Here is a 13364-nt window from a genome sequence, read left to right on the forward strand (position 1 = left end):
GAGGATGTTTATGAAAACATTGGTAGTATACTCAAGCCTTACGGGCAATACGAAAATGGTCGCGCAAGCGATCGCGCAAGAGTTAGGCGCGGACATAAAATCCGTGGCGGAAAATCCTTCCGCAGACGGTTATGATCTGGTGGCGGCAGGTTTTTGGGTAGACAAAGGCAGCGCCGACGCCGAGGCGTCCGAATACCTGAAATCTTTAAAAAACGCGAAAGTCGGCTTGTTCGCCACCTTGGGCGCCGACCCCAAATCCGAGCACGCCGCCAAATGCTTGGAAAAAGCGGCCGGACTGCTCGATGCCAGCAACCAAATAGTCGGCAGGTTCATCTGTCAGGGCAAAATAGACCCTAAGTTGATTGAAAGGATGAATAAAATGTTCGCAGGGCAGACGGGCAATCCGCACGCGCCCGGCAAGGAAAGGGACGAGCGGCACAAAAAAGCCAGCACCCATCCGGACGCGCAGGATTTGGCGGGCGCCAGAGCCGCTTTCGCGCGGATAAAAGAAAATATAACGGCCAAAGGCTGAACCTGCCCGCGCCGCCCAACGCCCAAATAAACGAAGAGGTACAAAGCATGTCAAAAGAAGCAATGCGCAAAATACTAAACAGCCTTGCCGAAGAGGAATACCTGTCCATCGTCGGCCAAAAGGCGTCCGACCCTTTGGACGCTTTCGCGCAAAGGCGCGCGATCCGTCCCGGAATGGGCGGCCAGGCCCCTATCATGCCGCCGGCGCGGGCACAAGGGCTCTGGCAGGAAAGAATGTCCAAACAAGCTGACGCAAAGAACAAGCGCGCGGCTTACATCCACATCCCCTTTTGCAGCCATATATGCCTTTACTGCGGCTTTTTTCAAAACTATGCCAATGAGGCGGCGGAAACCCATTATCTTGACCATCTGGCCAAGGAGCTTGAAGCCGACAAAGACAAGCCTTATCTCACCTCCGGCATCGTGAACACGGTCTTTTTCGGCGGCGGCACTCCCAGCGCCCTTTCGCCGTCCAACATAACGCGCCTCCTGCAAACGGTAAGGAACTGCCTGCCGCTGGCCAACGACTGCGAAATCACCTTGGAGGCGCGGATAAACGATCTTACCGGCGACAAAATGGATGCCTGGTTTGCTAACGGCGTGAACCGCGTGTCCATCGGCGTGCAGTCCTTCGACACCGCCGTAAGGCAAAGCGTTGGGCGGCTGGATTCCCAGGAAGAGTGCATCGAAAGGCTGACGGCCATTTCCGCCCGCAACCAGGCTTCTATAATCATCGACATCATCTACGGCCTGCCGGGGCAGACTGGCGCATCCTTTAGGCAAGACCTTAAAATCATCGACCGCCTGCCGATTGACGGGATGGATCTCTACCAGCTCAGCGTGTTTGAAGACGGGCCGCTGATAAAGGCCATCGGCGCGGGCAGCCTGCCGCCGGCGGCCAAGACCTCCGAACAAGCGCGCATGTTTGCCGATGCGGTCAAATGGCTTGACGAACGGGCCTATTTCCGGCTCAGCAGCTGCCATTGGGCCAAAAACAGCCGCGAGCGCAGCATGTACAACTTCCTCGTCAAATCCGGCGTGGAAATATTCCCCTACGGCTCCGGGGCGGGCGGCAACATCGGCGGCATGAGCGTTATGCTCTGCCGCGACTTAAAGAAATACTGCGAGGCGGTGGGAAAAGGCCTAAAGCCCATCATGGTTTCCTTTTTGCGGGAAGAAGGCGGCGGGCTAAGCGGCGATATACTCCGGCAACTGGAAATCGGTTATTTCAACCTCGGGGAAATCACCGAAAAATACGGCGGCGCGCTGGACGGGCTGGAGGTTTTGCTTGATTTGTGGGTGGAGCGCGGCCTATTCGAGAAAGGGCCGGCACTTTATCGGCTGAGCGTCGCCGGGCAATTTTGGGTCAAGAACATCGCGCAGCTGCTCACGGAATACGCCGGCGCCCTGCGCGGCGGGGAAAAGGCGCCAAACGGGCGGCCGGCAGCCGGACAGGGCTGAAACAACAATCTATACTTTAAGTATAGTTATTCATAAATGCGGAAAAAACCGGCAACAAAATAGAGGAGGAGAGAAAATGCGCAAAAAAAGCAAGCAATTCAGCACAGGGAAAATAACCGCGCTCACCTTGGCCGCGTTTAATTTCCTTTTGTTGCCCGCCCTGGCGGCGGAGGCGGAAGAGGAAGACGCGGGCGTAACGCGGGAAGTCATCGTTACCGCCTCGCGCACCGAGCAGGAGATCAAAGAAACGCCGTCCAGCGTCGAAGTCGTTACCCGGGAAGAAATAGAGACTATGGGCGCGCAGACGGTCAGGGACGCGCTGGCGCTCGCGGTCGGCGTTGACTTTCCGACTAGCGGCACGACCGGCAACCATACGTACATACGCGGCCTGTCGAGCGCCTACGTATTGATTATGGTAGACGGGCGCCGCGTGCCGGGCGAGGACGGGTCGCTGGCCAACCAGTATTGGTTTGACCGCATCAACCTGGACAACGTGGAGCGCATCGAAATCGTGCGCGGCCCGGGCAGTTCGCTCTACGGCTCCGACGCTATGGGCGGGGTCATCAACATCATCACCCGGCGGCCGGAAAAAGCGGGGGCATCCATACATTTTGACGGCGGCAGCCGACTGTACGGCGGCGGGCTGCGCGTCGACTCCGGCACGGCCGGCCGCTGGGCCTGGACTTTCGACGCCAATTTTCAGCGCACCCGCACACGCAAACAGGACACTTTTATCGGCGGCGGCCTGACCTATCCGATACGGGTGCCCGGAGGCGACACGAAGTTTTACAATTTAAAAGGGACTTATAACATAAACGACAAGCAAAAGATCGATATTTTCTACGAAAAAAGCAATCAGCAATGGAACTATTTCCAAAACACCACCGAATATATCAACGACAGCAAAGGCGATTCCTTTGGCCTTACTTACCGGGGCAAAGGCGAAAAGAGCGATTATGAGCTGCGCGCCTATTACAATCGGATGGACCGGTGGGCTCCGAGCTTAAACTTATCTACCAGCGCCTTTAGTTTTGATGTGATGAAATATACGGCCTATGTAGTGGAAGGCCGGGATTCCATTCAGATAGACGACAAACACCGCCTGACTTTCGGCGGCGAATACCGCGCCCTCATCAACCGCAGCACCAGGCTGGGCGCCGGCGGCGACAAACCGAGCCAAATAACCATCAACGGCGTAACCAGAAACATTTCCGAGCGCAGCGAAAAATATCAGTCGGTCTACTTGCAGGACGAGTGGCTGCTATCCGATAAGCTCCTCGTAATCCCTTCCCTGCGCTACGATCACAACAGCAGTTTCGGCGGCAACCTCAGCCCAAAGATCGGCCTCACCTACAAATTTAGCGACGACTACCGTCTAAAGGCCAGTTACGGCAAGGGCTTTCGCGCCCCTGACATCAGTTATCTGTACATGGACTTTGGCGGCATGATCGGCAATCCCGACCTGAAACCGGAAAAAACGACCGGCTATGAAATAAGCATAGAAGGCGAGAAAAAAGGCTATTCCGGCAAGCTGACCTATTTCCGCACCGATGCGCGCGACCTTATATCAATGTACACTGCCGCCCCCCCTTACACTTATATAAACATCAGCAAGGCGCAAATGGAAGGCATCGAAGCGGAGATCGGGAAAAAACTGAACGAACATTTCACGCTGAAAGCGTCACACGTCTATCTGGACGCCCTGAACAAAGTTACCGGCGCAAGGCTGACCAACCGAGCGCGCAACAACACCAAGCTGCAGCTAATCTATAACGATGCGCGGCGCGGCTGGGGCGCTATTTTTTGGAACGAGTGGCTGCACGATTACTGGTTTGGCGGCAAAAATTACAGCTATCCCACTTTTAATTTCAGCGTGAACAAAAAATGGCAGGACGGCAAATACAGCGCCTATTTCGCCGTGGACAACATCGCCGACAAAAAGATACTCGACGTCTGGATGTATCAGGGCCGGGTCTGGCGTTTGGGAGTAAACATAACCTTGTAAAAGACGAAATGGGCGCGGCCGGCCAAAAGCCGGCCGCGCCGCAAGAAAGGGTGTTGGCCATGAAAAAGCTGCTTTGGGCAACTCTTGCTTTCCTGCTGGCCGCGCCCCCCCTCGCGGCGGAAGCGGCCGCCGGCGTTTCCTGGCATCTGCCGGCGGGAAGCGGGATTGCCCTCAAAGAGGCGGTTAAAAGGCTGAAAGGCTATGACGTCGTGATGTTCGGGGAGTATCACGACCAGAACGCGCTGCATCAGGAACAGCTGGCTTTCCTCAAAGAATATTGCCGGATCCAGGACGGCAATGTCGCGCTTTCTTTGGAAATGATCGAGAAAGACGTAGCGGCGCAGCTAAAGAAATATATTGACGGCGCGATAAGCGAAGAGGAGTTTATCAAAAGTTCCCGCCCGTGGAAGAACTACCGCGAAGCCTACGCGCCGCTGGTGGAATTTGCCAAGGCGCGCGGGCTTGACGTTATCGCCGCGAACATCCCCAGGCGCATAGCCTCTCAGTACGCGCGGACGGGAAGTTTAGACGCGGTGGACGCCAAGGACAGGGTATACCTGCCGCGCCGGCACTGGGCGGACAAAGACAGATACTGGGAAGAATTCTCCTCCGTCATGAACGGCGCGGGCGGCGAGGCCAGGGCCATGTCCCTGCCCAAAGAGAAAATATGGGACTTTTACCGGGCCCAATGTTTGAAAGACGATGTCATGGCCCAAAGCATAGCGGACTACCTGGCGCTTAATCCCACGCGGAAAGTGCTGCAATTACAGGGGACGTTTCACGGCCGCCTTCATCTGGGCGTGGCCGACAAATTGCAAAGGCTTGTGCCTGGCTTGAAAATAGCCGTGATATCGCCGGTGTTCATGGAAGAAAACGCCCAAAAGGACGCTCTGGCCGCCGAACACGAAAAGGAAGGGGATCTTTTGCTGCTGGTAAAAAAAGAGCGGCCGAAAAGTTAAAGCCAAACTTTTGCCCAACAAAGGCCGCCCGGGAGAATATATTGGCAAGCCCCGCGCCATTGAAGGCGCGGGGCTTGCCAATATAGAGCGTTATTATTCCTTAGCCGCAGCCGCTTCCTGCGCGGCATTATTGGGCACTCCATGCAAAAAACGCCCTATGCGCGTATCTTTGACTACTTCCCTCAAATCCGGGCCGATGCGCGATGGACGCAAAGGGGATGCCGTTATGCTCCAGTGTTTTTACCGGGAACATCCTAACCGCCGTCGAAGTGTCAAACCCGAGGCTGGAAAAAAGAAGATCCGCCGCGTTTTTGATATTGCCGTCAACCCGAACTGTATGGTCGCCATAATTGGCCTCTGAAGATCAATAATTCCTTTATTGCCGTACTATATTGTCTATAATTTGTCAATCTTTTTCGTTGAATGAGCCTAATTTGCTTGGGTTTTGCCGCTGTCAAGGCAATGTTTTGATCTTCCGTTCATAAACCTGATTCAAAAAAACCGCGCTTACCGCCAAAGCTACACATTCGGCGATGGGGAATGCCCACCAGACAAGCTCGAGCGAGCCGGTCAGGGAAAGCAGCCAGGCGGCGGGCAGCAGCGCGAAAAATTGCCTTATAACGGATATGCCGAGGCTTTTCAGGCCATCGCCTAACGCCTGGAAGACGGAAATGGACACGATGCAGAAACCGGCGAGCAGAAAGTGGAGGCTGATAATTCTCAGCGCGACGCCGCCGATGGCCAGCATTTCGCCGGCGGCGTTAAACAGCCCGAGCAAGGCGGCGGGGAAAAGCTGAAAACAGGCGGCGCCCGGCAGCATGATCGCGCTGGCGTACAAAACGCCGAGGCGGACGGCCTGGATGACGCGCCCTTTTCGGCGCGCGCCGAAATTATAGGCGACGATCGGCGACAGGGCTCCGGTCAAACCGAATACCGGCATAAAGACGAAACTTTGCAGCCTAAAACACACGCCGAGCACCGCCGCCGCCGTGGACGTAAACGGGATGAGGATCAGGTTCAGCCCGTAAGTCATGAGCGAGCCGCTGGAAATTAGCAGGATGGAAGGCGCGCCCACAGCGTATATTTCTTTGAGCGTCGCGCCGTCCGGCCGAAATTTTTTGAACGGCAGGGTTATTTCACGATTTTTGCGCAAATTGAAATAAATGGCCAGCGCAGCCCCCACCGTCTGCCCGATTATAGTGGCGGCGGCCGCCCCGCCCACGCCCAGGGCGGGAAACCCGAAAAGGCCGAAAATCATGATCGGGTCGAGCATGATGTTGGCAAGCGCGCCCGCCGATTGCGACAGCATGGAATAAAATGTCTTGCCGGTGGCGTTGAGCATCCCTTCAAAGATGATCTGATGGAAAACGGCAAAGGAAAAAACGGAAACGATAAAGAGATATTCGCTACCGTAGCCGATTATTTCCGGGTCGGCCGTCTGCGAGCGAAAAAAGGGCCCGGCGAAAAACAGCCCGAGCAGCACGAAGGGGATACAGCTCAGCCAGATCAGCAATATGCCGTTGGCGGCCGCCTGGTTGGCGGCGCGGAAATTTTTCCCGCCGAGGGCGCGGGAAAGGAGGGAATTTATCCCGACGCTGGTGCCGACGCCTACGGCAATGACCAGTATCTGCACGGGGAAGGCCAGGGAAACGGCGGTCAGGGCCGCCTCGCTGATTTGGGCGACGAATATGCTGTCAACGATATTGTAAAGCGCCTGTATCAGCATGGAGGCCATTACCGGCAGGGACATGGAAACAAGCAGCTTGTTTATGGGCATTGTGCCCATTTTGTTTTCCGGCGCGCCTTTTTCTTTTTGTGCGGCGGGCATCTTGGCCTCCTTGCGCCTGCGTCATGTCATCAGCAACCATTATATTAGCGCCGCCGCGGCGCGTCAAGCTATTTGGCGCGGGCGCGATGCTGTGAATTATTTGTGAAACGCCTTTCAAAATAAGCGAAATGCTGATAAGATTTATTCTAAGGCAGCATTTGCCTGCGGGGCGGCCACCGCGCAAAGGTACGGGCGAAAAAACGGCGCTTATGGGGGCATTGCGTATGGAACGGCAATTGGTCATAATAGCGGACGACGATCCCCAAATAAGGGAGATACTGCGGATATACCTTGAAAAGGATGGGTATGCGGCCGCCGAGGCGCAGGACGGGGCGCAGGCGATCCTGAAGGTGCAGTCCGAGCAGCCTTCGCTGCTGCTGCTCGACATAATGATGCCGGTATTGGACGGCATAGAAGTCTGCCGGCAGGTCAGGAAAATATCAAAAGTGCCGATAATCATGATTACCGCCCGCGACGAGGACGATGAACGCATCCTTGGCCTTGATGTCGGCGCCGACGACTATATCACAAAACCATTCAACCCGCGCGAAGTCATGGCCAGGGTAAAGGCGGTGCTGCGGCGGGCCGTGCAGGACGCCGGCGCAAAGCGCGAAAAATTGCTTTTTGACCGGCTGACGATTGATCTGGCGGAATATAAAGTGCTGTCTTTCGGGCAAAACGTTGCGCTTACCGCCAAGGAAATGGAACTTTTGTGGTACCTGGCGTCCAACGCCGGGCAGGTATTCACGCGCAACCAGCTTTTGGAAAGCATTTGGGGCTATACCTATTACGGCGACACCCGCACGGTGGACACCCATATCAAAAGGCTGCGGCACAAACTGGCGATCCCGGAAGATTCGCCCTGGGACATCAAAACCATTTGGGGCGTCGGCTACAAGTTTGAGGCAAACAAATGAACCGATCCATCGAAAAGCGCCTTTTGTACAGCTTTACCGCCATAGCGTCGCTGGTGCTCATAGTCGTTTCCCTGGGGCTTTCGTATATCATCAATGATTTTTTCTGGGATTCGCGCAAACGCGAGCTGATTGCCAACGGGCGGCGTTTGGCCAAAGCGGTGGGCGAATTGGGCGGCGGCGACCAGCGCCGGATAACCGAATATTTGCGTTCGGTCGATAATTTTTTGCAGGCGCGCATCTGGCTGGTGGATACGGAAAAACGCATAATGGCATCGTCCGTGCCTCTGCCCGGAGCCGGCCGCGAACGTGAAAATATGCACAGGCACGGGGAGGAAACCCGCCCCGACGTTAAAAACGCGCCCGCGCCGCGCGCATATGCCATCAAAAACCCGCGCATGCAGGAGTTAGTGGACGATGTGATGAAAGGCGAAATAAAGACCGTCCGCGCTTTTCACCCTTATTTTGAGGACAATGTCATGGCGGTGGGACTGCCGGTCATGGGCGCCGACAAAAAAGTAACCGGCGTGCTGCTGCTCAACGCGCCAATAGCCAATACGGAGGAGTTTCTGCAAACCATCTATTTTTATATCGCCGGCGTGGGGCTTATCGCCATGCTGCTGTGCTGGTGCCTGACCAAGCTCCTGTCGCGGCGGATAGTCATGCCGCTCATTTCCATGCGGGAAAGCGCGGCCGCCATGGCCCAGGGCGATTACGACTGCCAGGTTTTGATCCGGGGAAAAGACGAAGTGGCCGACTTGGGGCGCTCGCTCAATTCGCTCGCGCGCGATTTGGCCAATTTCGTCGACAAAACCAAGCGCATGGAGCAATTGCGCCGCGACTTCGTGGCCAATGTGTCGCATGAGCTGCGGACGCCGATCACCGTCATCCGAGGCTACAACGAGGCCATGCTTGACGGGACGACGACCGACGCCGATGAAATCAAAAGATACCAAAGCCTGATCCGCGACGAAACCATCCGCCTGGAAGGGCTTATCAGGGAACTGCTCGACATCAGCCGCCTACAGGCGCGCGCGGAACAAATCGGCGAACGGGTGCCGCTGGACGTCATAGCGGCGGAATGTGCGGAAAAACTCATGGTAAAGGCGAAAGAGAAGGGCGTCGCCGTTACGGTGGACACCGACCGCGACCTTTACGTAAAGGGCATCGGCAACCGCCTAGTGCAGCTGATCATGATCCTTTTGGATAACGCTATAAAATATTCCTATAACGGCGGCTGGATAAAACTGACCGTCAAAAGCCCGGACAAGGGCAAGGTGCTCCTCGCGGTGCAAGACAACGGCATAGGCGTCGACGAGAAAGAACAGGGGCGCATTTGGGAAAGGTTTTACAAAGTGGACAAATCGCACGCCAAAGCCGCCGGAGGGACAGGTCTGGGGCTGGCGATCGCCAGGGAAATAATCGACATACACAAAGCGAAGGTCAGTTTGGAAAGCAGCCTGGGCAAAGGGACAAACATACAGATAGTTTTTGTTGCGGCAAATTAATTGTTATAAATAGAGGATTTTTAAATAAAACATAGAAATGCAAGGTAGCCGGGTATTCGTTGCGCAATGGGAAAGGCAGGGATTTTGTGAGGGTAGCGCTCATCCAGATGAAAGTTGAGGAAAAGAACCGCCGGCTTAACGTCTGCCGCGCGCTTTCTCTCTTGAAAGAAGCGTGCGGCAAGGCCGACGCGGCTGTTTTGCCGGAAGTGTGGACGACCGGCTATTCGCTCGGCGCTTTGCGCAAAGAGGCCGAATGGCCCGGCAGTCCCCTGCTTGAGGAAATAGCCGGCATCGCCAGGGAGGGACGGCTGGCCGTAATCGCCGGTTCGGTGCCGTTTCGCCGTGCGGACGGCCGGGTTTGCAATACAACGCTGGTTTTCGACAAACAAGGCGACATTGTCGCCGATTATGACAAAATGCACATGTTCAGCCTGTACAACGAAGCGAGGTACTTCAGCCCCGGCGGGAAAAAGACGCAGGTGATTTTAAACGGCGTCAACTGCGGCTTGGCCATTTGCTACGATTTGCGGTTCCCGGAACTGTTTCGCGCCCTGGCCGTAAACGGCGCCGAAGCAGTATTTTTGCCGGCGGAGTGGCCGCGCGCGCGCGGCTTGGCTTGGCGTATCCTGGTTCAGGCGCGGGCGGTGGAGAACCAGCTTTATATGTGCGCCGTGAACTGCGTGGGCAAATTTAAAAACGATCATTTTTACGGCCATTCGGCGATAGTCTCGCCCCTGGGCGAAATTATCGCCGAAGGCTCGGAAGAAGAGGCTATAATTTATGGGGACATAGAAGCGGCGGCCGTCGCCGAAGCCCGCTCGGCCATGAGCGTATTGAAGGACGCGCGAAGGGATATTTACTGATTATGATTTCAGGCGCCACAAAACTTATCGGAATCATTGGCTGGCCGGTGGAGCACTCCCTTTCGCCCGCCATGCAAAACGCCGCGCTCAGGGATTCCGGCTTTGACTGTGTTTATGTTCCGCTATCGGTCGAACCGGACAGATTGGGCGAAGCGGTGGATGGCCTGCGCGTTTTCAATTTCCTGGGGGCGAACGTTACGGTCCCGCACAAAGAAAAAGTCATGCGCTACCTTGACGAGATACATCCCGACGCGCAGCGGATCGGCGCCGTCAATACGATTGTCGCCCGAAAGGGGCGGCTTGTCGGTTACAACACGGATGCCGGCGGGTTTGCTGCGGCGCTCTTGCGCCACCATTTCGACCCTTTGGGCAAAAAGGCCATTGTCTTCGGCGCCGGCGGCGCGGCCCGGGCAATCGCCCACTCCCTGATCGCCGGCAAATGCGCCGGCATTACCGTTGGGACACGATCGGGCGACAAGGCGGAAAAATTCGCCGCCGATTTTGCAGAATTTGCCGCCGTCAGGGGATATTCCTGGGATTCGCCGGAATTCAGGCGCGCGCACTGGGACGTGGATTTGCTTGTCAATACCACGCCGGTCGGCATGGACGGGATAAAAGACAAATCATTGCCGGTCTATTGGACAGACGTGCCTTTGACCACTTTTGCCGCCGACACAGTTTACAGCCCACCGCTGACGGCGTTTTTGCGGCAGGCCCGGCTGCGCGGCTGCCGCGGCATGAACGGGGTGGCCATGCTCGTCGAGCAGGGCGCCTTGTCGTTTGAATTGTGGCTTGGGGAAACGCCGCACCGGGAAATCATGTATGAGACTTTGGCGCAAAAAATATGAGCGCAGGCAGATCGGGAAAAATTGCGGCTGCCGCCGCAGACGGTCCGGCCAAAGAACGGGGAGGGGCAAACAATGATAGAACTTGTCAATTATATGGAAAAATTGGTGTTCAACAAGCTTAACGAAGTGCTGGCCACGAGAAACGACATTTGCAAATGCGACCAGTGCCGCTTGGATATCGCGGCGATTGCGCTCAACAGCCTTGCTCCCAGATATATAGTTACCGAAAAGGGAAAAATTTACGCCAAGATTGATATGATGGAAACGCAATTTGGCGTTGATATACTTATGGCGATCAGCAAGGGCCTGAGCATCGTAGCCGCGAAGCCGCGGCATACGCCCAAAAAGGAAGGATGACGGGGTGCTTATGTTGCGGACAAGAATAAGTTGTTGCTTTTTTCTGTTCTTTTTTTGCTTTGCGGCGGCGTTGCTTTGCGAAGCGGCGCCGGGCGCGACGGTGATCAGCCGCGGAGTTGAAAACGCTTACGGCGAATTGCCGGAAATCGACGGTTTTTCCGATTTGCTTTTGCAGGAGAAGATCAACGCGGCCACGCGCAAAGCGGCGCAGGATCTGCAAAAAGCCGTGCAGGGCAAACCCGAGTTGGAATACTCGTACAAAATCGTTTGCAACACGCGGGATTTTTTGAGCATAATGCTAAGGGCCGAAAGCGGCGGCGTCTTTGCCGCCGCGCGCAGCGTGAACATTCATCTGCCTTCCGGCGCCGATTGCGCTTTCGGCGAAATATTCAACACATCGGAAGAGTTTTTTGCCGCGCTGGAAGAGTCTTTGGGCTGGCGTCCCGATCCAGATGCGGCGTTTGCCCTTTCGGGGCGCGGCGCGGTTTTCGTCAGCCCGGCCGGCGGCCTTGAACAATTGGTCGGGTACGAGAAACTTTTCAGCTGGATCAATATCAGCCGGGCCGGGCACTACCTGGACAGCTACCGCGTTACGGCCGCCGCGGACGGCAAGCTGCTGCGCGTTGGCGTAGGCAACATGGTAGTTTTGTTTTTAGAGGCAAACCGCACGTCGGGTTATTCCTGGCAGATAAAAAAAGACAGCCCTTCTCCCGTTTTGCAATATATAAACTCCGCCTATCTCATGAACAGCCCCAAAGCCGCGGAGCGGCGCATCGGGGCGGGCGGCTGGGAAATGCTGGTTTTCGGCGTCGCCGCCCCCGGCGAAACCTATCTTGAGGCGGAATATAAGCGCCCCTGGGAAAACCAGGCGGCCAAAGCAATCAAAATACAGATAATTGGTGAATAAACAATGATACAATACAGGGGGGCAATCTTTGCCGACGTGGAGGCGCTGCACGGGCTGCTCAACGGTTACGCCGCCGCAGGTCTTATGCTGTCGCGTTCGCGCAACAGCATCTACGAGAACCTGAGGGATTATATAGTGGCGGTGGACATGGGCAAGGTAGTAGGCGTCGGTGCCCTGCACATGGTTTGGGACAAGCTTGCCGAAGTGCGCTCGCTCGCCGTCGTCAATGAACGCAAAAAGCAAAACATCGGACGCGAAATAGTCTGCCGCCTGGAAACAGGCGGCAGACTGCTGGGGGCGGAAACTTTTTTCGCCCTCACCTATCAGCCCGGGTTTTTCGCCAAATGCGGTTACCGGCAAGTGCCTAACGACTCGCTGCCGCAAAAAGTATGGAAAGAATGTGTATATTGCCCTAAATACCCTTATTGTGACGAAATAGCCATGATAAAGCACAATTAAAACAATCAGCGGCACAAGCGAAAGGGGACGTTGCGGATGAAATACCAAATAACGGGAGGCAATTTGCCGGTCGTGCTTTGCTCTTTGGAAAAAGGGGAAGCGGTTTATACGCAAGCCGGCGGCATGACATGGATGGACGATGCATTTAAAATGTCCACCAACATGGAAGGCGGCCTTTTGGGCGGGCTTGCCCGGAAGATATCGGGCGAGTCCCTGTTTTTGACCACTTACACGGCGCAAAGCGCGGGCGAGATAGCCTTTGCCTCCGGTTTTCCCGGCGAAATAAGGGCGCTTAGCCTTGGGGCGGGCGAAAGCCTGATTTGCCAGAAGGACGCTTTTTTGGTCGCGGAGCGGTCGGTTGCCCTTACCACCCATTTAAAGAAAAAGATCGGCATCGGCTTTTTCGGCGGCGAGGGTTTCATAATGCAAAAAGTTACCGGCCCGGGTTTAGCTTTTGTCGAAATAGACGGGTCGGTTACGCAATACCAGCTTGAACCCGGCCGAAAGATGATTGTGGATCCGGGGCATCTGGCTCTGTGCGAGAGTACGGTTGATCTTGACGTGCAAATGGTAAAAGGTTTCAAGAACATGCTTTTCGGCGGCGAAGGCCTGTTTCTTACAACCATTACGGGCCCGGGCAAAATATGGCTGCAATCCATGCCGTTTTCCGGGCTTGCCGGCAAGGTGATCGCCGCCGGCGGCGAAAAATGAGCAAAGCCTCGCC

General features: G+C 55.7%; 14 protein-coding genes. 12 read left to right on the forward strand and 2 right to left on the reverse strand.

All coding sequences use genetic code 11. The features are described 5' to 3' along the window. Positions 1-10 precede the first annotated feature (10 nt). From LBO03_02750 to LBO03_02765, 4 genes are all read left to right on the forward strand, one after another. A complete protein-coding gene (locus tag LBO03_02750) occupies positions 11-532 on the forward strand; it encodes a flavodoxin family protein (GenBank protein MDR3348521.1) in 522 nt (173 codons plus the stop codon). A gap of 47 nt (positions 533-579) precedes the next feature. Further along, complete coding sequence (gene hutW / locus LBO03_02755; protein MDR3348522.1) at positions 580-1992, forward strand: heme anaerobic degradation radical SAM methyltransferase ChuW/HutW; 1413 nt, start codon at positions 580-582, stop codon at positions 1990-1992. A 76-nt stretch (positions 1993-2068) separates the two neighbouring features. Further along, the gene (locus tag LBO03_02760; protein MDR3348523.1) at positions 2069-3997 is read left to right on the forward strand and encodes a TonB-dependent receptor; all 1929 of its coding nucleotides are present in this window, start codon (positions 2069-2071) and stop codon (positions 3995-3997) included. Between the two features lie 59 nt (positions 3998-4056). Beyond that, entirely contained in the window at positions 4057-4956 is a 900-nt protein-coding gene (locus LBO03_02765; GenBank protein ID MDR3348524.1) for a ChaN family lipoprotein, read from the forward strand. Positions 4957-5083: 127 nt separating this feature from the next. Here LBO03_02765 and LBO03_02770 read toward each other — a convergent pair whose 3' ends face one another. Together LBO03_02770 and LBO03_02775 are read right to left on the reverse strand one after the other, a co-directional pair. Further along, entirely contained in the window at positions 5084-5272 is a 189-nt protein-coding gene (locus LBO03_02770) for a hypothetical protein (protein MDR3348525.1), read from the reverse strand. Positions 5273-5410: 138 nt separating this feature from the next. Next, entirely contained in the window at positions 5411-6784 is a 1374-nt protein-coding gene (locus LBO03_02775; GenBank protein ID MDR3348526.1) for an MATE family efflux transporter, read from the reverse strand. 224 nt (positions 6785-7008) lie between these two features. Between LBO03_02775 and LBO03_02780 the strand changes: the two genes are divergently transcribed. The 8 genes from LBO03_02780 to LBO03_02815 all read left to right on the forward strand — a co-directional run bounded on the left by LBO03_02780 (position 7009) and on the right by LBO03_02815 (position 13351). Next, positions 7009-7701, forward strand: a complete 693-nt coding sequence (locus LBO03_02780) for a response regulator transcription factor (protein ID MDR3348527.1) — start codon at positions 7009-7011, stop codon at positions 7699-7701. Continuing rightward, positions 7698-9206, forward strand: coding sequence for a HAMP domain-containing histidine kinase (locus tag LBO03_02785; protein ID MDR3348528.1), 1509 nt, complete (start codon positions 7698-7700; stop codon positions 9204-9206). Before LBO03_02780 ends, LBO03_02785 begins: the two co-directional genes overlap by 4 nt. Positions 9207-9265: 59 nt before the next feature. After that, positions 9266-10069 carry a carbon-nitrogen family hydrolase gene (locus LBO03_02790; protein ID MDR3348529.1) on the forward strand — a complete coding sequence of 268 codons (804 nt, stop codon included), beginning with the start codon at positions 9266-9268 and terminating at the stop codon, positions 10067-10069. 2 nt (positions 10070-10071) lie between these two features. Beyond that, positions 10072-10917: a shikimate dehydrogenase gene (locus tag LBO03_02795; GenBank protein MDR3348530.1), complete on the forward strand. Its 846-nt coding sequence runs from the start codon at positions 10072-10074 to the stop codon at positions 10915-10917. A gap of 72 nt (positions 10918-10989) precedes the next feature. After that, the gene (locus LBO03_02800) at positions 10990-11274 is read left to right on the forward strand and encodes a late competence development ComFB family protein (GenBank protein MDR3348531.1); all 285 of its coding nucleotides are present in this window, start codon (positions 10990-10992) and stop codon (positions 11272-11274) included. Between the two features lie 10 nt (positions 11275-11284). Next, a complete protein-coding gene (locus tag LBO03_02805; GenBank protein MDR3348532.1) occupies positions 11285-12181 on the forward strand; it encodes a protease inhibitor I42 family protein in 897 nt (298 codons plus the stop codon). 3 nt (positions 12182-12184) lie between these two features. Next, a complete protein-coding gene (locus tag LBO03_02810; protein MDR3348533.1) occupies positions 12185-12640 on the forward strand; it encodes an N-acetyltransferase in 456 nt (151 codons plus the stop codon). 36 nt (positions 12641-12676) lie between these two features. Further along, a complete protein-coding gene (locus LBO03_02815; protein ID MDR3348534.1) occupies positions 12677-13351 on the forward strand; it encodes a TIGR00266 family protein in 675 nt (224 codons plus the stop codon). Positions 13352-13364 lie beyond the last annotated feature (13 nt).

This window comes from Acidaminococcales bacterium (assembly GCA_031290885.1).
Taxonomy (GTDB): Bacteria; Bacillota; Negativicutes; order Acidaminococcales; family JAISLQ01; genus JAISLQ01.

Bases quoted from the DNA above. Each gene is read 5' to 3' on its own strand.
- LBO03_02750 (MDR3348521.1), top strand. From the start codon at position 11: ATGAAAACATTGGTAGTATACTCAAGCCTTACGGGCAATACGAAAATG.
- hutW (MDR3348522.1), top strand. From the start codon at position 580: ATGTCAAAAGAAGCAATGCGCAAAATACTAAACAGCCTTGCCGAAGAG.
- LBO03_02760 (MDR3348523.1), top strand. From the start codon at position 2,069: ATGCGCAAAAAAAGCAAGCAATTCAGCACAGGGAAAATAACCGCGCTC.
- LBO03_02765 (MDR3348524.1), top strand. From the start codon at position 4,057: ATGAAAAAGCTGCTTTGGGCAACTCTTGCTTTCCTGCTGGCCGCGCCC.
- LBO03_02775 (MDR3348526.1), bottom strand. From the start codon at position 6,784: ATGCCCGCCGCACAAAAAGAAAAAGGCGCGCCGGAAAACAAAATGGGC.
- LBO03_02780 (MDR3348527.1), top strand. From the start codon at position 7,009: ATGGAACGGCAATTGGTCATAATAGCGGACGACGATCCCCAAATAAGG.
- LBO03_02785 (MDR3348528.1), top strand. From the start codon at position 7,698: ATGAACCGATCCATCGAAAAGCGCCTTTTGTACAGCTTTACCGCCATA.
- LBO03_02795 (MDR3348530.1), top strand. From the start codon at position 10,072: ATGATTTCAGGCGCCACAAAACTTATCGGAATCATTGGCTGGCCGGTG.
- LBO03_02800 (MDR3348531.1), top strand. From the start codon at position 10,990: ATGATAGAACTTGTCAATTATATGGAAAAATTGGTGTTCAACAAGCTT.
- LBO03_02805 (MDR3348532.1), top strand. From the start codon at position 11,285: ATGTTGCGGACAAGAATAAGTTGTTGCTTTTTTCTGTTCTTTTTTTGC.
- LBO03_02810 (MDR3348533.1), top strand. From the start codon at position 12,185: ATGATACAATACAGGGGGGCAATCTTTGCCGACGTGGAGGCGCTGCAC.
- LBO03_02815 (MDR3348534.1), top strand. From the start codon at position 12,677: ATGAAATACCAAATAACGGGAGGCAATTTGCCGGTCGTGCTTTGCTCT.